Origin of the sequence: Lentimicrobium saccharophilum (genome assembly GCF_001192835.1) — a bacterium.
GTDB classification, from domain to species: Bacteria; Bacteroidota; Bacteroidia; order Bacteroidales; family Lentimicrobiaceae; genus Lentimicrobium; species Lentimicrobium saccharophilum.
The window spans coordinates 1,021,394-1,047,308 of sequence record NZ_DF968182.1 but is presented as its reverse complement, the minus strand read 5'-3'; the positions used below and the strand labels follow the sequence as shown (position 1 = coordinate 1,047,308).

Annotated in this window: 10 protein-coding genes; 8 read left to right on the top strand and 2 right to left on the bottom strand. The window is 50.1% G+C overall.

The genetic code is table 11. From position 1 onward, the window contains the following. The first annotated feature begins 526 nt into the window (after nucleotides 1–526). The 3 genes from TBC1_RS03755 to TBC1_RS03745 all read left to right on the top strand — a co-directional run bounded on the left by TBC1_RS03755 (nucleotide 527) and on the right by TBC1_RS03745 (nucleotide 4,984). Nucleotides 527–904 (top strand): RidA family protein, encoded by a 378-nt coding sequence (locus tag TBC1_RS03755; protein WP_062038727.1) that lies wholly within the window; start codon nucleotides 527–529, stop codon nucleotides 902–904. 95 nt (nucleotides 905–999) lie between these two features. Further along, nucleotides 1,000–3,162, top strand: a complete 2,163-nt coding sequence (locus TBC1_RS03750; protein WP_062038723.1) for a S46 family peptidase — start codon at nucleotides 1,000–1,002, stop codon at nucleotides 3,160–3,162. 82 nt (nucleotides 3,163–3,244) lie between these two features. Further along, nucleotides 3,245–4,984: a glycosyl hydrolase family 18 protein gene (locus TBC1_RS03745; RefSeq protein WP_062038720.1), complete on the top strand. Its 1,740-nt coding sequence runs from the start codon at nucleotides 3,245–3,247 to the stop codon at nucleotides 4,982–4,984. Nucleotides 4,985–6,323: 1,339 nt separating this feature from the next. On the opposite strand, the gene TBC1_RS03740 is transcribed toward TBC1_RS03745, so the two are convergent. After that, nucleotides 6,324–7,484, bottom strand: coding sequence for an endonuclease (locus tag TBC1_RS03740; RefSeq protein ID WP_201781627.1), 1,161 nt, complete (start codon nucleotides 7,482–7,484; stop codon nucleotides 6,324–6,326). Nucleotides 7,485–9,971: 2,487 nt separating this feature from the next. On the opposite strand from TBC1_RS03740, the gene TBC1_RS03730 reads away from it, so the two are divergent. From TBC1_RS03730 to TBC1_RS03715, 4 genes are all read left to right on the top strand, one after another. Continuing rightward, nucleotides 9,972–12,641, top strand: coding sequence for a T9SS type A sorting domain-containing protein (locus TBC1_RS03730; protein WP_062038712.1), 2,670 nt, complete (start codon nucleotides 9,972–9,974; stop codon nucleotides 12,639–12,641). Nucleotides 12,642–12,823: 182 nt separating this feature from the next. Then, nucleotides 12,824–15,379, top strand: coding sequence for a T9SS type A sorting domain-containing protein (locus TBC1_RS03725; RefSeq protein WP_062038709.1), 2,556 nt, complete (start codon nucleotides 12,824–12,826; stop codon nucleotides 15,377–15,379). 80 nt (nucleotides 15,380–15,459) lie between these two features. Continuing rightward, nucleotides 15,460–16,041, top strand: a complete 582-nt coding sequence (locus TBC1_RS03720) for a transposase (RefSeq protein WP_062038706.1) — start codon at nucleotides 15,460–15,462, stop codon at nucleotides 16,039–16,041. Nucleotides 16,042–16,090: 49 nt separating this feature from the next. Beyond that, nucleotides 16,091–19,864 carry an alpha-amylase family glycosyl hydrolase gene (locus tag TBC1_RS03715; RefSeq protein WP_062038703.1) on the top strand — a complete coding sequence of 1,258 codons (3,774 nt, stop codon included), beginning with the start codon at nucleotides 16,091–16,093 and terminating at the stop codon, nucleotides 19,862–19,864. Between the two features lie 1,948 nt (nucleotides 19,865–21,812). Here TBC1_RS03715 and TBC1_RS03710 read toward each other — a convergent pair. Further along, entirely contained in the window at nucleotides 21,813–22,253 is a 441-nt protein-coding gene (locus TBC1_RS03710) for a hypothetical protein (protein WP_062038700.1), read from the bottom strand. 15 nt (nucleotides 22,254–22,268) lie between these two features. Between TBC1_RS03710 and TBC1_RS03705 the strand changes: the two genes are divergently transcribed. After that, entirely contained in the window at nucleotides 22,269–25,877 is a 3,609-nt protein-coding gene (locus TBC1_RS03705) for a T9SS type A sorting domain-containing protein (RefSeq protein WP_062038697.1), read from the top strand. Nucleotides 25,878–25,915 lie beyond the last annotated feature (38 nt).

Below are 25,915 nucleotides of genomic sequence, written 5' to 3'. Positions count from 1 at the left end.
AAAGTAACCGGCAGAAGTCAAAAAAAAACACTTTACAGGCATAGACGTATAAATAATCAGAGATCGGAGGATCATCTGAAGCGCACCCGGAACTGCCTTCCGGAGACAGGTATTGAATGGTGAATAATCATAATCCGTTTGTACCGCAGCACAGATTGGATTATTTAAGACCATCCTTCTTCTTTTATTGAACCGTTTATGCAAATGCATCAAACATATTTTCACTGCCTGATCATCTGACACAGCAGAAAATAATCTGAAATACTGATTTTCATCCGTTTAACGACATCAGGCATAAACCCTATGCTGAGAAATTGAGCTTCAGCGGAGAATGCAGTAAAGAAATCAAGCCTGTATAATTCCCGAAAATCATTAATTTTGACCCATAATCCCGTATTAAGTTTTTAACAATGCTTAAACGATTAAGTGTTTATAATCAGCATTGCGATGAACAAACACTAATCCGGGATAATGATTCAACACCTTTGATCAGGCAAATCAAAACCAACTTTATATTTCCAGTATCATGAAAAAAGTAATTCACACCGAGAATGCCCCCAAGGCCGTAGGCCCATACAGCCAGGCTATTGAAACCAACGGAACCCTTTACATTTCAGGACAGATACCCATTGATCCGGCCACCGGGAAGATTGTGGAAGGCGGCATCAAAGAACAGACTGAACAGGTGATGAAAAATATCGGCGCCATCCTGAAGGCTGCCGGTTACAGCTATGCCGATGTGGTCAAATCTACCTGCCTGCTGTCGGATATGGACAACTTTGTGCCAATGAACGAGGTTTACGGCAAGTATTATCCCGAAAATCCTCCGGCCCGTGCTGCCTATGGCGTGGTGCGCCTTCCCCTGGGCGTGCTGGTTGAAATTGAAACCATCGCTGCACGCTGATCGCTTAAAGCAGCCTTGTCAAAGGCTTCCTTCCGGGAAGCCTTTTTAACAACCAATAAGACTGTTTAACGAATATTAATTCCATAATCGTATCTATGAAAAGATTTGCCAGCCTTCTGATCGTTTTCCTTCTTACCTTCCGCGTTGCCTATCCGGTTGAAGGCATGTGGCTTCCTTTGCTGCTGGAGCAACTGAACGAGCCTGAAATGAAAAGCATGGGCATGCGCATCAGCGCCGAAGACATTTACAGCATCAACAAATCGAGTCTGAAGGACGCCATACTGCTGTTTGGCCGCGGGTGTACGGCAGAAATCATCTCCGACGAGGGACTGATCCTCACCAACCATCACTGTGGTTACGGCCAGATACAGCGCCACAGTTCGCTTGAAAATGACTACCTGACCACCGGATTCTGGGCCATGGACCGCTCACAGGAACTGCCCAACCCCGGGCTGAGCGTCACCCTGCTGGTCCGGATGGAAGATGTGACGCGAAGGGCACTGGAAGGAGTTACGCCGGATATGAGCGAGAAAGCCAGAGAAGAGAAAATCAGGGCCAATATCGCCGGCATCGAAAAAGAAGCTGTTGAAGGAACCCACTACAATGCAAGGGTGAGACCGTTTTATTACGGAAACGAATACTACCTGTTTGTCACAGAGACATACAACGATGTTCGTCTGGTGGGAGCACCCCCTTCGAACATCGGGAAATTCGGCGGGGATACCGACAACTGGATGTGGCCAAGGCATACCGGCGACTTCTCACTCTTCCGCATCTATGTGAACAAGAACAACGAACCGGCCGATTATTCGCCCGACAATGTACCCTACCGTCCCAAAAGCCATTTGCCCATCTCGCTGAAAGGCGCCGAAAAGGGTGACTTTACCTTTGTTTTCGGATATCCGGGAACCACCCAGGAATATCTCCCCTCTTTTGCCGTGGAAATGATCACTGCTCACGAGAATCCGCCGGCCATCCGCCTGCGCGGGAAAAGATTGGATATTTTTGATAACTACATGAATCAGAGCGATCTGGTGCGGATTCAGTATTCAGCCAAGCATGCCGGGGTAGCCAATTACTGGAAAAAGATGATCGGCGAGAACCGCGGCATCAAACGTCTGGACGCCATCAGTAAGAAACAGCAGCTCGAGCAGGGCTTTATGCAGTGGGCTTCCGCCACACCTGAACGCAGCGCGCGCTATGGCCGGATTATTCCCGAATTTGAAACCATTTACAACCGCCTCACCGAACTGAGTGTGGACGAAACCTACCTGATTGAAGGGGCGCTTGGGATTGAAGCCATGCGTTTTGCATACGCATTCGGGCGCCTGGCCGGGGCAGCAAAAGATAAAAGTAAGGACGGAGCCGAAACAGAGAAAATTATTGCCCAGCTGAAACAGGCGGCAGAAGGATTCTTTAAAAACTATCACGCTCCTTTGGATCAGCGCGTTTTTGCAGCCATGATGCAGGACTGGTTTGCCCATCAGGAAACAGTCCGTATGCCTGCCGGACTGGTAAAAGCCTCCATTCCCTATGGAACAAATTATGACCGGTGGGCTTCGGATGCATTCTCGCGGAGCATTTTTGCCAATGAGGCAGCCACCATGGATTTGCTCAATGGCTTTAAGTCCAGACATGCCCGCCACATCGAAAACGACCCCCTTTATCTGCTTGCCAGGGATGTTTATCAGCATTACTTTGAGCACCTGCAGCCGGAAATGGAGAAACTTTATGCCCGCCGCGACAGCCTCCAGCGTATTTATATGCTCGGGTTGATGGAATATCAGCCCAACCGCCGTTTCTATCCGGATGCAAACTCTACCCTAAGGGTGAGTTACGGGCAGGTGGACGACTATTATCCGCGCGACGCGGTTCATTACCGCCACTACACCACCCTGGAAGGCATCATCGAGAAAGAGGATCCGGAAATCTACGATTATGTAATAGAACCGCGCCTCAAAGAGCTTTACAGGCAACGCGACTATGGCCGTTATGCTGCGCCCGACGGCACCATGCGGATTGCTTTTATCGCCAGCAACCATACCACGGGCGGCAATTCGGGCAGTCCGGTGCTGAACGCCGACGGTCACCTGATCGGGGTGAACTTCGACCGCAACTGGGAAGGCACCATGAGCGACCTGATGTACGATCCTGACCAATGCCGCAACATCAGTCTGGATATCCGTTACTGCCTGTTTATCATCGACAAGATGGCCGGCGCCGGTCACCTGGTGCAGGAAATGACCATTATAGAATAACATTGACACACTGAATAAATCTTGCAGGCCCTGATGCCGGAAAGGTCCGGTCCGGGGCCCGCTTTTTTAAATGTTGCAGCCCATGAAACACCTGTTGATTGTCATTCTGTTGTTTTTCATGCTGCCAGCCCTTCACGCCCAGCGTTCTGTCCATCAGCAGCAGTCGGAAGCCTGGGCTGAGCTGGGCGCACTCACCGATGCACAGTACGACAGCATAAATCATTTTGAAGCGTTTCCCACTGAAAAGCGCTCTGCTGCACCACTACAGAAACGGGTGTTTGGCTATCATCCTTACTGGGGGGGCAGCGCCTGGCAAAACTACCGCTGGGAGCTGCTGAGCGACCTTTGTTATTTTTCTTACGAGGTGGATCCCGCTACCGGAAACGCGCTTACCACCCGCAACTGGGAAACCGCCCCGGTGATTGACACCGCGCTTGCCCGGGGGGTGAAAGTGCACCTTTGTGTAACCCTTTTTTCAGGGCATGCCACCTTTTTTGGCAACCCCCAGGCAAGGCAGACACTGACAGGTAACCTGATCAGTATGATCCTTTCGCGGGGCGCCCATGGCATCAACCTCGATTTTGAAGCAGTTCCTTCCTCGCAACAGCAGGGACTTACCAACTATATCACGGAGCTATCAGAGGCACTGCATGCTGCCATCCCCGAAGCTGAGCTGAGTATTGCCGCACCGGCGGTAAACTGGAACAACACCTTCGACCTGCCTGCCATCACACCCTGGCTCGACCTGGTAATGATTATGGCCTACGATTATTACTGGGACGGCAGCAGCATGGCTGGTCCGGTTTCAGGTTTCTGGCCGCTCACCTCGTCATTTAATTACGGGGTGAACCGTTCACTCACCTATTACCAGTCGGCGGGGGTGCCCGTTTCAAAAATCCTGCTCGGACTTCCCTACTACGGCCGTGAGTGGCCGGTCACAGCCAATACTCTTCCGGCAAATACCACAGGCAGTGGCACTGCCATTGTATACCGAAATATACGGGCCAACAGCAGCGGTTATTACAATCCTTCCAACCTTTACTGGGACTATCGCAGTTTCAATCCATACTACAGCTATTTTGCCGGACAGTGGCGGCAATGCTTTTTCGACGATGTGCGCAGTCTGGATGCCAAGTATGACCTTGTAAACCGCAGGGACGCAGGGGGTATCGGGATCTGGGCGCTGGGATACGACAACGGTTACCCCGAGTTGTGGGACCTTATTGAGGAGAAGTTCACCAATCCGCCTGCCGGCCTCTGCAGCGACACCATTTACGACAGCGGCGGCCCCTGGTGGAGTTACGGCGCTTCGGAAGCTTACACGGAGACCATACAGTCGGCCTGGCCCGGCCCGCTGACCTTGACATTTGAAAACCTGAGCCTGGAGGCCGGCTTTGACTCCCTCTGGATTTACGACGGGAACAGCACGGCGGCTCCCTTGCTGGCCGCGCTTTCCGGCAGCGATGTTCCGCCGGCCTTGCAGTCAACCGGCAACACATTTACCCTGCGCTGGCAAAGCGACGGGCTGAACCAACGTGCCGGCTACGCCCTGACATGGAATTGTCCCACCACCGGAACAGCCATCCAGCCGGAGCCAGAAAATATCTCGCTTTATCCCAACCCTGCAGGAGAAGTGATAAGCCTGAGCGCGCCCGGGCCTTGCGAGGTAAGTCTTTTCAGTGCCGACGGCCGCCTGCTGCAGCGGACAAAGATGCGCGATCTCACAGACCGGATGGATGTCAGCCGCCTGAAGCCCGGCATTTACCTGCTGCAGTTCAGCGACGGCAAGACCAGCATTAGCCGGAGGTTTGTAAAGCTATAACCACTGTAAGTAATACGTGCCCCGCGCGAAGTCGCAAAGACGCAACGATAATGTTGTATCCCCCGTAGTTCCAGACTTCCCCGCAGGGCCTGGACGCAACAATCAAGGGACTGACCTAACAAGTTTTCTACTAACTTGTCAGGTCTTCTTTTTTTTAGATACTGATTATCCTTCGGATGCGTACGGGGGAGATTGCCACGAATGCACGAATATAAGAAATGAATCCGGATGACGCGCGCCTCCCAACGCGTGCCACGGACCTCAACGGAATAAAACCTGTATAACCTACCCCGCGCAAAGTCCCCGCCACAGCGGGGCAAGCTGCTACGACGCAAAGATTATATTGCGTCCCCGCAATTCCTGACTTCTCCACAAGGCCCGGCTACAACAATCAACGAACCGACATAACAAGTCTTCTTCCGGCTTGTCAGGCCTTCTTTCTAATGATGTTCCAATCAATGCCTGGTGATGTCAGCACAATCTGTTGACTTTCTTCTTTCTATCCGCTCAGGCCGCGGGGCCTCGCTTTCGCAACACGACTGCCTAAACTTGACCATTGCTTCATTTCATAGCATTTCATCCAATTCTTTGAAAATAGGTTTTGGAAGGTCAACTTTAGAAGGTCGCTTTTGCGAAAGCTGAAATTTTTTCGCACTGCCTTACTTTACTGGGATAACAAAGAAAACAGAGAATCCTGGAAGCCAGCCAGCGCGCGTCTTTCCCGCCAAGAGGCGGGACGTGCCACGGACCTCAACGGAATAAAGCCTGCATATCCTACCCCGCGCAAAGTCGCCACCACAGCGGGGCAAGCTGCTACGACGCAAAGATTATTTTGCGTCCCCGCATTTCCTGGCTTCCCCGCAGGTCCCGCCCACATTAATCAACGATCTGACCTAACAAATCTTCTTCCGACTTGTTAGGTCTTCTTGTCCATGCCTGACCCCTCCGCAACCTTTACGGTAATAAAAACCGCAGAGAACGCCGGGGATTTTTGCAGAGGGCCGCAGAGGCTAATCTGATTTAACAGCGGCAGGATTGCGTGCAAGTTGAATGAGTACGGACGAGACGTCAGTGCTAACGGAATCTTTGAATCTTGGAATCCTTGAATCTTGGAATCCTTACACTGAACAGAATATTATTGAACCACAATAGCCACAATAGGACACATTAGAGTAAAACTATTAAGACATTTAATTACTACATACTTCTTACTTCAGAATCTTTGAATCCTTGAATCTTGGAATCTTGGAATCCTTGAATCTTGGAACCGACCGAAGTGAACTCAGCGAGGTCAATTCTTAAATCCTTGAATCTTTGAATCCTTAAATTCTCCTCCCCCTTACATCCCCGTAGCCTGCATCAATTGCGGCACTTCCCCGTCCGTTTTATAATTTATGCTTTCTCCGCTGCCGGTAAATCCGTAAAGTTTAAAATAATACTGCGTATCCGCACTCAGGTTCTTCACCCTGAATTCTCCCATGCCATAAGGAACGGTGAAATCGGATGATCCGGAGTAGCTTTGTCCGTCAACGGGAGGAGCAATGGCATCGAAGCCTTCAGTGCTCATCCTGATCAGATACCCGTCGGGCAGCGTGGAACCGGTGGCATCGCTCCATTGCAGCAGGATGCTGTGGGCGGAAAATTCGGTGGGATAACTGCTGGGTTCAGGTAATAGCGAAGGCGCACCCACCCCCCAGATTTCATATACATAACCCGGGTTATCGATAAACGGGTTACGGTTCTGCTGAAAGGTATATACCGCGTTGTTGCGGTCAATCTCCTTTTGCGAAACCGGGTCATTGGTATGCCAGTCGCCCAGGAGATTCAGAAACCAGGTTTCATAAACGGGAAAGCTGTTGTTCTGCAGCACGACATCCGCTTCCGCCGAATTGGCATACCAGCCGTCAATCAGGTTTTCGTAGCGCGTAGCCATGTAAAAATAAGTACGCGCAAAATCACCCTTATACTCGTCAATGGGTTCGAACACAGTGCCGCTGTATCCTGAATAGCTGCACGGACCGAGCTTACTGCCATTGCCGGTGGTAATGGAGGGACTTGCCGTGGTGCCGAAAGGAAAGTTGTCCCGGATGCTGTTCACCCTGCCATCGGTGGGGTATAGTTGAAAAAGGTCGGTATACATGGGCGATGCCCCGCCAAACCAGCTCTGCGGAAAACTGTGCTCACGGTTGTAGCAGTCGCACTCGACACTGAAGCTGCCGCACTGGTCGCTCACAAAGGTAAAATTACAGTTTGAATACATGTCCCATACCTTGCCGTCCGTTCGAACATCCGTGGTTTGAAAAGCTGTCCAGAGGCCGTCGTACGAGATCACATCATGATCATTGATGATATTGTACAATGCCGTTTTTAATTGTTCACCGCTCAACCCGGCCGCGCTGCTGTAATACCCGGCAGGGGGCTGGGCAAAGAGGCCTGAACAGATAAAAACGGCCGGAAGTACAAGTCCGGACCTTATTAAAACTTTGTAAATCAACTTCATATATAGCAATATTTCTTTTATAACAGCAATGGACATCCCTGCATCCGGTTCATTAAAATTTCATGCAAAAGTAATCCCAAATCCAATACTTTGTCAAGTAAATGAAGATGATTACAAGGAACTGACCGGTAGCCATGAAAAAGTGCAACATCCATACTGACGGGTGGCAGAAAACAGAAAATAGCTACGAATGCACGGAACATTCAATGCTGGCATGCGTCTTGCGAAAGGCTCCGGCGCTTGCCACAATCCGTGCGATGTGAACAGTAAAACCGCAATAGCACACAATAGATCAAAACCATAGAAGGTCAGCGCGCGTCTTTCCCGCCAAGAGGCGGGACGTGCCACGGACCTCAAAAGAATAAAACCTGCATAACCTACTTCACGCAAAGTCGCAAAGACGCAATGATTATTTTGTGTCCCCGCAATTCCTGGCTTCCCCGCAGGTCCCGCCCACATAAATCAACGATCTGACCTAACAAGTCTTCTTCCGGCTTGTCAGGCCTTCTTTCTACTGATGTTCCAATCAATGCCTGGTGATGTCAGCACAATCTGTTGACTTTCTTCTTTTTGTCCGCTCAGGCCGCGGGGCCTCGCTTTCGCAACACGACTGCCTAAACTTGACCATTGCTTCATTTCATAGCATTTCATCCAATTCTTTGAAAATAGGTTTTGGAAGGTCAACTTTAGAAGGTCGCTTTTGCGAAAGCTGAAATTTTTTCGCACTGCCTTACTTTACTGGGATAACAAAGAAAACAGAGAATCCTGGAAGCCAGCCAGCTCGCGTCTTCTCGCTAAGAGGCGGGACAGGCTCCAACACGCGTGCTACCGGCATTAATCACCTCATCTGTCCTTCGGACATCTTCTCCTGACTTCGACTTCGCTCAGTCACCACAAGGAGAAGAACCAACCATCCAGGCCTTTCTCTTTAATTCCTTTCAAATGACTCTTACACTTGTCAGATAGATAGAAGATTAACGTGCGTCTTTCCTGCCAAGAGGCGGGACGTGCCACGGACCTCAAAAGAATAAAATCTGCATAACCTACTTCGCGCAAAGTCGCAAAGACGCAATGACTATTTTGTGTCCCCGCAATTCCTGACTTCTCCACAAGGCCCGGCTAAAACAATCAACGAACCGACCTAACAAGTCTTTTTCCGGCTTGTCAGGTCTTCTTGTCCATGCCTAACCCCTCTGCGACCTTTTCGGTAAAAAAACCGCGGAGAACGCAGAGGTTTTCGCAGAGGGCCGCAGAGGCTAATCTGATTAAACAGCGGCAGGAATGGGTGTAATTTGGATGAGCAAGGACGAGCGGTCCGCGCCAACGGTATCTTTAAATTCTTGCCCCCCACGAACAGAATTGAATTCTTGAACCGACCGTAGGGAGCTCAGCGAAGCTAATCCTTGAATCTTTGAATTCTTGAATTCTTGAATCCTTAAACCTAACAGAGTGCGATTGAACCACAATAGCCACAATAGGGCACAATAGGCCACATCCTGTCCCGGCCATCTTGCCGGTAACAGATTCATTACATTTTCATATTTCCATATTAGCCCATTTCATAGCAACCTGAACCCCGCAGTTGCGGGACTCCCCCGTCGAAGTAACGGGGCAAGCTGCTTCGCTACGCCCCTGAACACTCTGACCTTCGGAATTTCTAAAACCTGATTTTAAATTTCTAAACAGATTGATCTTTTGTAATATAAGCGCTAATTATGCATCATAATTCCCGGATCTCATTTTCACGACATGTCCCGCTTGAGGAAGGATTTACACATTTCCATATTTGCACATTAGCATATTTTCACATTGCAACATTACGAAGCACTTGAACACCTGAACCCCCGAACACCTGAACCCCCGAACCCCCGAACACCTGAACACCTGAGTACCTGAGCACCTGAGCACCTGAACACCCTGACCTGCGGAATTTCTAAAACCTAATTTTAATTTCTAAACAGATTGATCTTTTGTAATATAAGCGTTAATTATGCATCATAATTCCCGGATCTCATTTTCACGACATGTCCCGCTTGAGGAAGGATTTAAACATTTCCATATTTGCACATTTGCATATTTTCACATTGCAACATTGCGTAGCACATGAACACTTGAACACTTGAACACTTGAACACCTGAACACCTGAACACCTGAGTACCTGAGTACCTGAGCCCCTGAACACTCTGACCTCCGGAATTTCTAAAACCTGATTCTTAATTTCTAAACAGATTGATCTTTTGTAATATAAGCGCTAATTATGCATCATAATTCCCGGATCTCATTTTCACGACATGTCCCGCTTGAGGAAGGATTTACACATTTCCATATTTGCACTTTTGCATATTTGCATATTTTCACATTGCAACATTGCGAAGCACTTGAACACCTGAACCCCCGAACACATGAACACCAGAACATTACCGATTCAACAGGTGGACCGGACATTGTTTTCATTTATCTTTGTGAAAGTCCCTGATTAATGAAACATGAAAATCCTTTTCCCGGCACTGGTGATCCTGGCTTTATGCATAGGCAACTCACCCGCAGAAGCCCAGGTTCACACTACTTATCTCTGGCATCTTGAACAACCCGTCTATTGGCCGGAGGCAAGCGGGTGGAATTCCTATGAGTATCAGAAAGTCTGGGAATCTCAGTATCTGAAATGGAACAACGGCAACTGGTATCCCGACGGACAGCAGCATCCGCTGAACAATCTCCAGGAAATATTCAGCAACGAGGATCGTAAGGCCGTTTATCAGTACCGTGCCAAAGACGCGGTGCAATCGCTGCTGGGATTGCCGGAGGCCGGTGCACAGGTTAACTACTCGGGTTGCCTGATGGAAAATGTGAACAGCCTGGCTTCCGCAGGTCAGTGGGGTTATTATAGCGGCTGGCAGAACTCCTTTATCACCGCGAGGGGTTGGAACACCCCGGCAGGCAAGCCGCGGATGGACATCACCGCCTTTACCATGAACCATGCCTTGTCGCCGCTGTTGAGCGATAAAATGCTCAGAAGGCAGATACAGGTGCACCGTCATATTTATACACAGAACTTCGGTCAGTCACCGGTTTATTCAAAAGGCTACTGGCCTGCCGAATGCTCATTCAGTGTGCGCAACATCAAAGCGCTGGTGGAAGAAGGGATTGAATGGACGGTAGTCGCCAGCAGCCATCTGGCCCGCACCCTGAACGATTATCCCCTGCAGTTCGGCACTTCCGGATGCAACATTGATCCCCCCAACAGGGCAGATAAAGTCCCGGAAAACGGCAACCACTGGTGGAGCGGACAGATCGACGGCAGGGGCGGGACCTTTGCTGCCCCTTTTTGCTACCAGGCGCACAAGGCAAAATATGTTGATCCGGAGACCGGCAATGAATACAAAATTACCGTTGTGCCCATGGATGACCTGCTTAGTTATAAAAACGGCTACGCAACCATGGGAACCGGGGAGATAGACAACCACATCGCTCCATACGATGACCCCGACCGGCCCTCGCTGGTCCTGCTGGCCCACGATGGCGACAATGCCTGGGGAGGGGGTTACGACTATTACACCAATTCGGTGCCCGGATTTGCTTATGAAGCTGTATCAAAAGGTTATGTTCCCACCACCATACAGCAATTTCTTCACAATCACCCCGTTCCGGATGATGCAGTAGTGCATGTGGAGGACGGCTCCTGGGTAAATGCCGAAAACGACTGGGGCCACCCGCAGTTCATCAATTGGCTTTGGCCGATGTACACCTCAACTTTCCGGTTTAATCCACAGGGATGGACCGAGGATGCCCGAAACTGGGCGGTACTGGTGGCTGCCGAGAACCGGGTGCAGATGGCCGAAGACCTTACCGGAACCCTGTCGATCGCGCGCATCGCTGAGCCAGGCGTTCAGTCAAATCAGGCCGAAAGAGCCTGGCACCACCTGCTCCCCGCCTACAACAGTGGATATATGTACTATGGCGCTTCCCTCGACATGGAAGTAAAACAGACCCTGGCCTGTAACATCGCCTGCGGCTTCGCCGATCAGGTCATCAATGCGAATCAGGGAACTGACAACACCCCGCCGACCGTCTTTATCCCGCAAAGGTTTCCCCATAACCCCGGAGGCACGGGATTCGGCCCGGTTTACGGCTATCAGCAGTTTCAGAATGCTTCTGATTTCCATGTGTGGACATTCGCCTACGATGTTTCGGGCATACAGTCGGCCGTGCTGAAATACCGGCAGGATACCGACGGACTGAATCCGCTTGATAATAACGACAACGAAACCTATGCCGGCGGACCGGGCGTGCAGCCATGGCAGCAAACAACAATGACTTACCGCAACTTTCCGGCCGGGAATGTAACAGGAAATCCGGAACTGAACTTCTTTATCATGCCCGACTACATCGCCGGACAGTACTATGCGGAAATCGCGGGATTCTCAGAAACCCTGATCGATTACTATGTGGAAATAACCGACAATCATGGAAATATCACCCGCACGCCCATACAACACGTTTATGTGGGCGCTTCCAACCCGGGAGGCGGACAAACCGGAGTGTTCTGGATGCCGGAAAATCCTACCCTGAACGATGTCATCACCATCACGGAAACCGGTCAGCAAACCGGGGCAAAACTGCACTGGGGAGTAACCGTTAACGGCAATACCTGGCAAACACCTCACGCATCCTACTGGCCGGCTGGCTCTTACCTGTTCAACGGATCAGGCCCTGCCATTGAATCGGCCATGGAGGGCCCCGATGATGAAGGAAACCTGACTATTACCCTGGGGCCTTTCAACAATCCCGGGCAGGAAGTTACCTCCCTGGATTTTGTGATCCATTACAACAACAATACATGGAACAACAACAACGGCGCCGATTTCCATATACCAATCAATAACAGTCCGACATCGGTAACCCGCCCTGAAGATGTAAAATTAAGCCTCTGGCCTGTGCCCGCCGAAAACACACTTTGCGTGGGGCTTTCACAGGAATTTTCGAAAAAACATTTTATTCAGATACTATCCATGAGCGGTCAGGTCAGGCTCACCGAAGCCGTCACCCGCGAAAACCTCTGTCTGAATGTGTCCTTTCTGACGCCGGGAGTTTATACCCTGCTGATTGTCAATCACGAAGGCGCCGTAGCTGCTTCACGGAAGTTCATCAGAAAATAGGCAGTGGCTGCCTGAATCCTTCAAATGACAAAAAGTATTGACAAAAAAGTTGAAAAAAAATAAATTTGTAAAAAATGTCCTTACTGAACCTGACTTCAGGTTTTGTTTTGTAAAGAATTCCTGAAATATTAATCTGACATTAAATGTGCCTTGAACAGTAATTTAATTAAAACCAGAAGAATATGAAAAACACCTTACGCACCGGAATGCTGCTGAATTTTATATTGATGGCTTTTATGCTGACAATCTCCCAAAAGGAAGCACAGTCACAGATTTATGAACCCGAAGGGCTGAATATGCCCGGAAACTGGTGTGGATGGGAGAATCCACCGGTCAACAACCCGGCTTTCGGAAATCCTAATCAGGTACCTAACGGGAGGCTGGTGAAAATCAGCACCGGACAAGCGCGCTGGCAAACCATCATCAGCACGACCATGCCGGGCGCTGATGTCGGAGGGGGAAACTACGAATTTCTTTTTACCAGTGGTCCGGTTGAAGGCAATATCTGGCAGAATAAATGGTGCAATGTCACGGTGGAGATGAATACCCTGCAGGTGTATACCAAAGAAGGAGCCAACAACAATCAGATTGTACTTGCTGACGATAAATACTACACCATGAACTGGGAAGATCTGGGCTACCAGGATACCCGCGCCATTTTTATGGTAACCAGTGCCGCGCCTGTCGAAATCACAACAGTGTCAGTTCCGTTGGATGCGTATGAAAACATGCCTGTTGTTATCGATGTGGAAACCTCGACAACCCCGGCCCCGGAGGAAATCGTTTATGTACGTTACACCACCGACAACTGGGCCACCTCGGCAGCCGTAGTTGCCGCCATGACGGGCAACACCGGCGAGGCAAGCATCCCCGGCCAGCCACTGGGGACCGAAGTTGACTATTACGCCTTAACCTCCACCATAGCCGGGCTTACCGCCGACTACGACCTCTGCACCATCAAATTCAACAACAACGGTGGCCCGAATTATTCCTACACCATCGGTACAGCGCCTGAACCTGAGATTACCTGGGCCAACCTGCAGTGGCCCGGCAGCGGCGCCATCGAAACCGGCGGGGCGTTCAACGTTTACGGACAGGCATATATCGAAGGCATTACCGGACAGGCCACCCCTGCCCCGGGGCTGAACGCATGGATAGGTTACAGTACAGCCGATACCGATCCTGCAACCTGGACAAACTGGATAACAGCCTCCCACAACGGGCCGGCAGGCAACAACGATGAATTTATGGCCGATCTGGGCGCCGCAATAACCACCGCCGGCACTTACTATTATGCCACACGGTTTCAATACAACGACGACCCCTGGGTTTACGGCGGCTTCAGCGGTGGTTTCTGGGACGGGGTGAACAATGTTTCAGGCGTACTTACGGTAACCGATCCCATTCCCGATCCCGATTTTAACTGGGTAAACCTGCAGTTTCCCGGAAGCGCCGTGATTGAACCGGGCGAAAACCTGGATATCTTTGCCCAGGCCTATATAGAAGGCGTCACCGGACAGGCTACTCCCGCGCCGGGCGTACAGGCATGGATAGGATACAGCGACAACAACACCAATCCGGCAACCTGGACAAACTGGTTTCCCGCCACTTTCAACGGCCCTTCCGGTAATAATGATGAATACCTCAGCAATCTCGGCCAGCACCTGACATCTCCGGGAACCTACTACTATGCCAGCCGCTTCCGGCTCAATACCGGCGAGTACTTTTACGGCGGCTATTCCGAAGCAGGCGGTGGTTTCTGGGACGGGACCGTCAATATATCCGGCATACTGACAGTGGAAGCGCTGCCGGTTCCTGAAATCACCTGGGCCAACCTGCAGTTTCCCGGCTCTGGTGAAATTACCGTTGGCGACAACTTTGATGTGTTCGCTCAGGTGTATATAGAAGGTATAACCGGGCTGGGCAACGCCGTTCCCGGATTACAGGCATGGATAGGCTACAGCAGCGCCAATACCAACCCTGCAGGCTGGAACAACTGGGTGCCGGCCGCTTTCAATGCTCCCTCGGGCAACAACGATGAATTTATGGCCAATATCGGCCCGGAGTTTACTGAATCCGGAACCTGGTACTATGCCGCCCGTTTCAGCTATAATGGCGGCCCTTTCCTTTACGGTGGCTATAATGAAACCGGCGGAGGATTCTGGGACGGTACAGCCAATGTTTCGGGGGCACTGACTGTTAACGAACCGCAGCAGCCTACTCCGGTGCTGTTTACACTGATTGATGGCACGGAGATTCATGACAACATTAAATTCAAAGGGGATATGACCAACTGGGATACCATCCCCATGAACCGCGACGGATTTACCTGGACGGTCACACTTGATCTGCTGCCCGGCACCTACGAGTGGGGCGCCATAGAAGCCGACGGAACAGAATTCGGCATCTGGCTGATCGATGGGGATAACCTGGTGATGAGCGTGGACGAGGGTGGAGCAGTTTCAGGTACGGTGACTTACACCACCATGATAACCAGTGCGCAAACGCTCCCCTATGGGTCCCGCATTTATCCCAATCCGGCCAATAAACTGCTCAATCTCGAAATCCCTGGACTAACCGCTTATCAGCTGATTGATATCAGCGGAAGGGTGGTGATGGATCAACCCACAGCCCTTGGGAATCAAAGGATTGATCTCTCTGAGCTTGAAAGCGGGATTTATCTGATTAAAATCCTGGCCGGGGATATCGTGTTTACTTCGAAGCTGGTGAAGTTTTAAACCCGCCCTAAACCATTCAGGTTTTAAAAACCTGAATGGTTTAGGTTTAAAAAACCTGAATGGTTTAATCAATCATCATCATGACGCACGATACCTTAACCCCCGGCTCAACCTATCATATCTACAACCGCGGAAACAACGGCGATATTACTTTCCCCGAGCCACGCAATTATGAATTTTTTCTTCGTCTGATGGAAAGGCATCTGTTGTCCTCAGCGGACATTTATGCCTATTGCCTGATGAAGAACCATTTTCACTTTGTTCTAAGGGTTAAGGATGAATCTGACCTGCCAGAGAAATTCAGAAAGAGACCGTTTCAGGCATTTTCAAATATGTTCAACGCATATGCCAAAGCCATCAATAAATCCACAGGACGGACAGGCAGCCTTTTTGAGAAGAATTATGAACGTAAGCTGATCTCTGATGAAGAATATCTGAGAAGAATAATTCTGTATGTTCATTGCAATCCGGTTCATCACAAGGTTTGTACTTATTTCAGGGATTATCCTTTCTCTTCCATTCATGAATACCTGAAAGGCAAAAAAATGTTAATCAGCGACTCTTTGCCGCTTCAGTTGTTTGATAGTTTGGAGAATTTTATTGCATTGCATGAGCATTTTCAAGTCAACCATTCAGGTTTTAAAAACATCAACCCCAGCTAAAACCATTCAGGTTTTAAAAACCTGAATGGTTTAGCAAACCAACACACCCATGCCAATCAGAAGAAAAACCCCCAACCGCTTCGCCCTGCTGATTATCCAGCTGCTTTTCATCGTTCCGGCTTTCGCCCAGATCTACCCCCCCGACGGCCTGCGTATGCCCGGCTCATGGAATAACTGGGTAAACGATCCGGAGATGGGCGGGCCCTTTGATCTGCAGAAAGTAAACACCGGCACCCCGCGCTGGACCACCACCTTTCAGTATACCGGCAACCAGGGCTTCGATGCCTTCAAATTCGTCAGCACCTCGTTCGGCAACCCCTGGGGCAATCAATGGGCGGGCAACGTCTCCATGACCGTCAACAGCCTGCAGCCACTCACCTACGGAACGCCCTCCGACCCCGACAACAACATCAGCCTGGTGCAAAACCGCTGGTACACGGTGGTTTTCGAAGACTCAGGATATGCAAATACCCGGGCCATATTTATGGAGACATCCACGGAGCCGGCCGGCATAGACGGTGTGATGCAAAATCCCGTGGTGGTCAGCAGCACCGACTTGGTGGAAGTCAGCGCTTCCCTCAGCGCAATACCCTCGCCCGAAGAACATTTCTACCTCCGCTACACCACCGACAACTGGGCTACCTCGTCGCTGATTACGATGAATATCAGCGGAAGCAGCCTTACGGGAAGCATCCCCGCCCAGCCATCTCAAACTGAAGTTACGTATTATATCTTCAGCACGGTGGCGGAGAGCCCTTCCGCCGATTTTGACCTGCTGACCCTGCAAATGGCCAATAACAACGGACAGAACTACAGCTACACTGTAGATCAGGTGTTTGAATGCAATCCCACCCTCAGCCTGGTGAGCAGCGAACCGCCCTTTCCGCAGCACGATCAGGCGGTGACCGTCTATTTTAACGCCGCCTACGGCAATGGCGGACTCTTTGATTACGAAGGCGACATTTACGCCCACACCGGCGTGATTACCAACCTGAGCCAGACCACTACCGACTGGAAATATGTGAAAACCGAATGGGGCGAAAATACGCCCGAAACCAAAATGACAAGGGTTGACGACAACCTTTACAGCATCACTTTCAGCAACATCCGCGAATATTACGGGGTGCCGGCTTCAGAAGAAATCCATTACATGGCCTTCGTTTTCCGGAGCGGCGAAGAGCAGCCCGGCGGGTACTACCTGGAGCAGAAAAACGCCGACGGGTCCGATATCCTGCTGTTTGTATATCCCAACGCCCTCAATGTTAAGATCATCAACCCCACCCGAAGGGAACCACTGGCAAGTCCGAACACCGTGCTGATGGTATGCGCCGAAGCTATGCTCAACGAGCAGCTCAGCCTGTATCTTAACGAGGATGAACTGCTCAGCCTTCAGGGCAACTCCCTGGCCTGGCCGCTGGTACTTCAGGGCCTTGAGCCGGGCGCCTACTGGCTGAAAGCGGTTGCCTCAGCACAGGGCAGATCGGTCAGCGACTCCGTGCAGATCTACCTGCGTGGTCCGGTACAGGTAGAAGCCCTTCCGGAAGGTGCAAAACCCGGTATCAACTACCTTGACGGAAGCACCGTTACCCTGGTGCTGCCCGACCCGGCCGCGCAGAAACAGTTTGCCTTTGCCCCCGGCGACTACAGCAACTGGCTGCCCGATGACAATAACTACATGAAACGCACCCCCGACGGGAAACACTACTGGATAACGCTTTCCGGATTACAACCCGGGAAGGAATATGCCTATCAGTACTTTGTGGATGGACAACTGAAGCTTGCCGATGCCTACGCCGAAAAAATCCTCGACCCCTGGAACGACCGCTGGATTCCCGCTTCAACATACCCCGGCCTGAAATCTTATCCTTTCGACAAAACCACCGGAGTAGTAAGCGTTTTCCAGACCGACAAGCCGGAATATACCTGGCAGATACCGGATTTCACCCCGCCCGCCGTGCACGCCACACAAAGCGACCTGTTTATCTACGAGCTGCTGGTGCGCGACTTTGTGGAGTCGAAAAGCCTGGCCGAAGTGGAAAGCAGACTTGACTACCTGAAAAACATGGGTGTGAACGCCGTGGAGCTGATGCCGGTGATGGAGTTCGACGGCAACGAAAGCTGGGGATACGCCCCCAATTTCTTCTTTGCCGCCGATAAATTCTACGGAACGGATATATCGTACAAACAGTTTATCGACGCCTGCCATCAGCGCGGCATGGCGGTCATCCTGGATATCGTGACCAACCACGCCTACGGGCTGAACCCCATGGTGCAGATGTATTTCAGCGACGGACAGCCCTCCGCTTCCAACCCCTGGTTCAATACCGTGGCCACCCACCCCTTTAACGTGGGTTACGATTTCAATCACGAAAGTCCTTATACCCGCCAGTTTATCAAAGAGGTGTTCACTTACTGGCTGGAAGCGTTCAATGTCGACGGTTTCCGCCTCGACCTCTCGAAAGGGCTTACCCAGACGGTGAGCGGAGATGACCTCGGGCTGTGGAGCCAATACGACCAGAGCCGCATCAACATCCTTACCGATTACTACAACCACATCAAATCGGTGAATCCCGACGCCTATGTGATCCTGGAGCATCTGGCCAACAACGACGAAGAAGTGGTGCTGGCCAATACGGGCATGCTGCTGTGGAGCGCCATGCACGATCATTACAAGCAGGTGGGCATGGGGTGGCAGGAAAATTCCGACATTTCATGGGCCCATCATGCCAGCCGCGGGTACACTTACCCCAACCTGATCGACTATATGGAAAACCACGATGAGGAGCGGCTGATGTTCGAAAACCTCTCCTACGGCAATGCCTCGGCCGGGTATAACATCAAGGATACAGTCACCGCCGTGAACCATCTGAAGCAGGCCGCCGTGCTGTTTATGGGCATTCCCGGCCCCAAGATGATCTGGCAGTTCGGCGAGCTGGGCTATGACTACAGCATTTTCTACAATGGCGACCGCACGGCCGGCAAGCCCCCGCGCTGGGATTACTTCAACCATCCCGCAAGGCAGGAGTTGTACCGCGTTTACAGCGCCATGGCGGCCCTCCGCAAAAGCGATGCTTTCCGCTTCGGCAGCTTCAGCGGCGATCTTGGCGGGCTGGGCAAGCGCATCAGCATTACCCACGGTAGCATGAATGTGGTGATTGCCGCCAACATGGGCGTCAATGCCTTTGACATGGCCCCCGGCTTCCCCCATGCAGGCAACTGGTACAACTATTTCACCGGTGAGCAGGTAAACATCACCGATCCCGCGGGGCACAGTTTTAACTTCGGCCCCGGGGATTACAAGGTCTTCACCAGCGTGCAGCTGCCGCGGCCCTATTATAACCTGCATTTCACCGTGACCGATTCCGTCACCGGTGTGGCCATCGACTCGGCCATGATTATGCTGGAAGGATCAGGCATGCAATATTCTTCCATTGCCGCGCATTCCTGGTTTACCGCCGCCCCTGACACCGTGTTGCTTACGGTAACCCGGCCGGGCTATCTGCCCTATCATTTCTCCCTGAAGGTGGATACGGACATTGATTTTACTGTCAGGATGCAGCCCCTGCCCAATATCGGCATAACGGAGGCGGATGATCTGCCGGACATAAAGCTGTGGCCCAACCCCGCCGGCGAGGTGCTCAGCTGGAGCGCGCCTAAGCTATACGAAGTAAGCCTTTTCAGCGCCGATGGCCGGCTGCTGCAGCGGACAAAGATGCGCAGCCTCACACACCGGATGGATATCAGCAGCCTGAAGCCCGGAATTTACCTGCTGCAGTTCAGTGACGGTAAGACCAGTATTGGCCGGAGGTTTGTAAAGCTATAACCTCAGGGAGCAAAACGTGCTTCACAAATCCTGGCATGCATAACGTACCCCGCGTAAAGACGCGAAGAATTTCGGATTTGAACTACCGTCCCCGCAATTCCTGACTTCCACGCAGGTCCCGGCCACCACAATCATCGATCTGACCTAACAAGTTTTCTTCCAACTTGTCAGGTCTTCTTTTTTTAGTTAGCGCGCGTCTCCAGACGCGTGCCACAAACCTCAACAGAATAAAACCTGCATAACCTACCCCTCGCAAAGACTCAATGACGCAACAATAATTATATTTCTCCCGTAATTCCTGGCTTCCCCGCAGGACCTGGCCGCAACAATCAATGGGCTGACCTAACAAGTCTTCTTCCGACTTGTCAGGTCTTCTTGTCCACGCCTAACCCCTCCGCGACCTTTTCGGTAAAAAAACCGCGGAGAACGCAGAGGTTTTCGCAGAGGGCCGCAGAGGCTAATCTGATTAAACAGCGGCAGGAATGGGTGTAATTTGGATGAGCACGGACGAGACATTCCCGCTAACGGTATCTTTGAATTCTTGAACCGACCGTAGGGAGCTCAGCGAAGCTAATACTTGAATCTTTGAATCTTTGAATCCTTGAATCCTGCTGTTAGCGCGCGTCTTTCCGACACGTTCCAAGGAATTTCCACGGAGATAATTGAACCACAATAGGCACAATAGAACACAATAGAACCCGCCGGATCGACAACATTTTCAAATTTTCACATTCTTTTATTCTCAAATCATCACATTATCAAATCATCACATCACTTGGCGCGTGCCACGGACCTTTCAATGGTAAATCACGGGCCCTCGATATTGAATCTGTCCCGGTGGTCGAGCGGCGGTGGTCGAGCGGAGCCGAGACCAGCCGAGACCAACCGAGACCATCCGGCATGACCTTCCCGTGCAAAGACCCCGCCACAGCGGGGCAAGATGCAATGACGCAATGATTATTTTGCATCCCCGTAATTCCTGACTTACCCGACCCCTGACCGGGATTGTCCTTCTCCTTGAGGAGAAGGTGCCGAAGGCGGATGAGGTGAAGCCGGGCAATTCTTGAATCCTTGAATCCTTGAATCTTCTTGCCACGAATGCACGAATTTCTTGAGCCACTAAAACACGGAAACACAAAAGAACGCAAAAGATTTTTGAACACGGGCACAGAAACCAAGAACTTGAATTCTTGAATCCTTGAATCTTTGAATCATTGAATCTTTGAATCATTGAATCTTTGAATATCGGATGGTTTCGGCTCCGCTCAACCACCGAAATTAATCTTTGAATCCTTGAATTTTCTTGCCACGAATGCACGAATTTCTTGGGCCACTAAAACACGGAAACACAAAAGAACGCAAAAGATTTTTGAACACGGGCACTGAAACCAGGAGATTGAATCTTTGAATCTTTGAATCCTTGAATTCTTGAATCCTTGAATTCTTGAACCGACCGTAGGGAGCTCAGCGAAGCTAATACTTGAATCTTTGAATTCTTGAATTCTTGAATCCTTAAACCTAACAGAGTGCGATTGAACCACAATAGCCACAACTTGTCCCGGCTACTTTGCCGGGAATAGGGCACAATAGGCCACATCCTGTCCCGGCCATCTTGCCGGTAACAGATTTATTAAATTTCCATATTTACTCATTTCCACATTCTCGAATTCTCACATTCTCAAATCAACCCATCACACTCGCCCCCCGTCCCTTTTTCAGCGTCCCTCGTCCCCCCTTCAGCGTCCCTCGCCCCCCCTTCAAAAAATTCATCATTTTAATTTGCGCGGTATAATTATTTCCCTTATTTTCGTATCCTACCTGAGAAAGAGATCACTTTCGCTACAAACGGCTGACAATCAATACTTAATATTCTTAACCTTTTCTTAACACAACCCCCGGGGCTGCGTCAGGGATTTGTTATATGTTTGTAATAGTGTTCTTTGACAACTTATTTCAGGATTGACGACTGCCTGTAAACGACTTTGAATCTTTTTGCCACGAATGCACGAATTTCCTGGGCCACTGAAACACGAAAGCACAAAAGACCACAAAAGCTTTTTAAATCCCGGCACTGAACCCAGGAACTTGAATCCTTGAATTCTTGCGTAGCGAAGCGAAGTCCCGCCCCTTCGGCGGGAAATCCTTGAACCGACCGAAGGGAGCTCAGCGAAGCTAATCCTTGAATCTTTGAATCTTTGAATTTTCTTGCCACGAATGCACGAATTTCCAGGGCCACTGAAACACTAAAGCACAAAAGACCACAAAAGCTTTTTAAATCCCGGCACTGAACCCAGGAACTTGAATCCTTGAATTCTTGCGTAGCGAAGCGAAGTCCCGCCCCTTCGGCGGGAAATCTTTGAATTTTTGAATCCTTGAATCCTTGAATCATCAAATCTAACCAAATATGAAACACCTTTTACCCAAACTTAAAAACCTCGGCGCCCTCCCCGCGCTGATCACCCTTTTACTGCTGCCCGGATTGGGGTGGGGGCAGACAACCGTCTTTTCAGATGATTTTTCGACCGACCAAAGTACAACCTGGACAACAAGCGGTCAAATTGGCTCCAGTGCCTTTTCTGTTAGCAGGAGTGGTGCTGATTGGGGGGCAAGAAGAAATACAAGCCCTGCACAACTTGAAATAACCAACGATGTAGGAGCTACTGCTAATGCTACTGGCTGGGCATTTGCTTATGCAGTAACTTCCAGCTTTAGTTCACCCTATAATACAACCTTATCTTCAAATCCAGGGCTCGTAACATGGTATTTTAATATTAGACAACCAAGAACTGATCCAGCTGGATTTGGATCAGGGAGCTATGGTGCAGCTTATATACTTGCAGGTTCATCTACTACTGCATATAATGCAGGTACAGGCTATGCAATCGCATTAGGGCAATCTGGTAATATAGATGCCATAAGGCTTGTAAAATATTCAGCAGGTATAACTAGTCTTACAAATATAATTGCCTCAAATACAAGCGGATTAACTGACTTTGGCACAGAATATGTTAGCGTTAAAGTGACATATACACCTTCCTCCAATACCTGGGAGTTATTTTTACGTAATGACGGAACAACAGCATTTGCTGATCCTATGGGTGGAACTTTAGTTTCACAGGGAACAGCGGTTGATAATTCATATACATCAACTTCTTTAGCATATATGGGAGGTTATTGGCAGGGATCGACTGCAGGATCACAAACCGCTTTTTTTGATAATATAACGGTTCAAGTTACAGCGTCTGGAGCAAATACACCGCCATCAATTACAAATATTGTTCAAACCCCTGCTACAGGTGTTTTATCTTCAACCACGGTCTCCGTATCTGCTGATGTATCTGATTCTGATGGTACAGTTGAAGGAGTTGCTCTGTACTGGGGAACGAGCTCCGGGAACCTGACCAATAATATTGACATGTCTTTGGTTTCAGGCGACACTTACACAACAGATTCAGATATTCCAGCCCAGGCAGCCGGAACAACAGTTTATTATGCAGTTTATGCAATTGATGATGATGCGGATGAAGCAACATCGGAAGAGCAAAGTTATTTCGTAAACTACGATGAACCGTCAAATCATGTTACGACTTTTATTGCTGCGACCGGAACTCCGGCCTTTTCGGTAATTGATGTAGTTTGGGATGATGCTACAGGAACTGTTGTTCCAACAGGTTATCTGATTAAAGGGAGTGATGTAAGTTATGCTGCAATTTCAGCGCCTTTGGATGGCACGCCAGAAACAGACGCGTTGCTTGTAAAAAATATCGCATCAGGTACAGAGGTTGCTTCTTTTACTGGTTTAAACGAGAACACTACATATTACTTTAAAATTTACCCTTATACCAACACGGGCATCAACATTGATTACAAAACTAACGGCACCGTCCCCCAGGACGAGGCAACAACCGAAGAGGCGCCTCCCTTACCTGCAATCTTCTTCTCAGAATATATTGAGGGAAGCTTAAACAATAAAGCGATTGAGATATATAATGGAACCGGCAGTGACATTGACCTATCTTTGTTAACGGTAAATCTTTATTCGGGTGGAAGTCCAACAGTAAGTAATTCTTATACTGGTTCAGGCAGTCTTGTTAATGGTCAAACATTTATAATAGCCAATGCCAGTGCTAGTCAACCCATTTTGAATATTGCAGATGTTACTTCTAATGTCACCTTTTATAATGGAGATGATGCTCTTGAATTGGTTTACAATGGACAACCCATTGATGTAATTGGCACAATTGGTGAGGATCCGGGTACAGCATGGTCTGTTGCAGGCACTACTAATGCTACTGCTGAGTATACCTTAATCCGAAAACTTAATGTTACCAACGGTAATACAAACTGGGCTGTTTCGGCTGGCACCAATGCAACAGATTCTGAATGGGTTGTGAAACCTCAGGATTATATTGGGAACCTTGGATTAATTGGAACAGTATGGCAAGGCACAAGCACCGACTGGACAGCTGAGGCAAACTGGGACATGGGTGTACCTTCCACTTACCAGGCATGGGTGGTACCTGCTGCTGAAACACCGGTAATTTCCACCACGGAAACAGTATCAGATATCATCGTGTTGGGGAATAATCTTCATATTGCCCCGACCGGTTTCCTGACTGCAACTAATTTACTGGGTATTCTGGAGCCAGGCATTGTGACGATTGAACCACTTGGAAAACTTTCGGGTGAAATCTATAATTTGGGAACGGAAGCCTCTCTTATTTTGCAATCTGATGAAACAGGTACTGGTTCTGTAATTCCGACAGTCACCGGTAATCCTGCCACCATCGAGCGCTATATTACCGCAGCTACCTGGGAAACCGCCGGCAGCGGCTGGCACCTGCTTTCCTCACCGGTAGCCGCGCAAGGCATCAGCGGGGACTGGACACCCACCGGCACCGGCAATGATTACGACTTCTACGCATTCGACGAAACCGCCAGCACTGACAACTGGCTTAACCAGAAGGTGGGCGCCAACAACATCACTACATTTATCCCCGGTAAGGGTTACCTGGTAGCTTATCAGCAAACGGATACCAAAACCTTCAGCGGCAACCTGAATGTTGCGGATGTTACCCTGAGCGGGCTTACCAACACCGGTACCAGCGCCTACCCGGGCTGGCACCTGGCGGGCAACCCGTTTGCCAGCGCCATCAACTGGGGCTCCGGCACATGGACAAAAACCAATATCAATGCGGTAGCGCAGGTATGGAGTTCAGCCGACGGAAGTTATAAAACAACCACGGAAAAGAGCGATATTATTCCTGCTATGAACGGTTTTATGGTTTATACCACGGGGAGCGGCGAACTCACCATTCCGGCCGATGCACGGGAACACAATGCCGCCAACTGGTACAAATCGGACGAAGAATTTATCCTGTTGAAAGCCAACGATCTGGAAGGATTAACATCGCAATCGAGCATCGTGCGGTTTAACCCGTCGGCCACAGAGGCTTACGATGCTGATTTCGACGCCTACTTCCTGGCAGGTTTCGCCCCGATGTTCTACTCGGTTTCAGGCAGCAGCCTGTACGCTTTGAACACCCTGCCGGCAGTCAGCAACGAACTGGCAATCCCGTTCGGCTTCATGAAGAACTCTGCAACAAATTACAACATTGAACTGGCGAAGAATATCCCCGCCACCATCGTTTACCTTACGGACATTAAAACCGGCACGGTTACCAACCTTACCGACGAAGGCGCCTATCACTTTACCGCTGCGGAGGGCGACGATGCCAACCGTTTCACCCTGCACTTCGGCACCCTGGGCATGGATGATCCTTCAACCACTGCTCCGGTAAATATCTACGCTTACGGCGGGGTGGTTTACCTCAACGGGCCGGATGCAAAGGCCAGCGTCACCATCACCGACCTTACCGGACGCGTGGTAATGGCTGAGCGGGTCAATGGCAACGGGCTGTCTATGATCAATGCAGGCAGTCTGCCTAAGGGCGTTTACGTGGTTACCGCCGTGGCGGGATCGCGGGTTGTAAGCGCAAAGGTTATTTTATAATTTTGCCGTGCGGGCGGCGCAGGCCGTCCCGCCGGTTT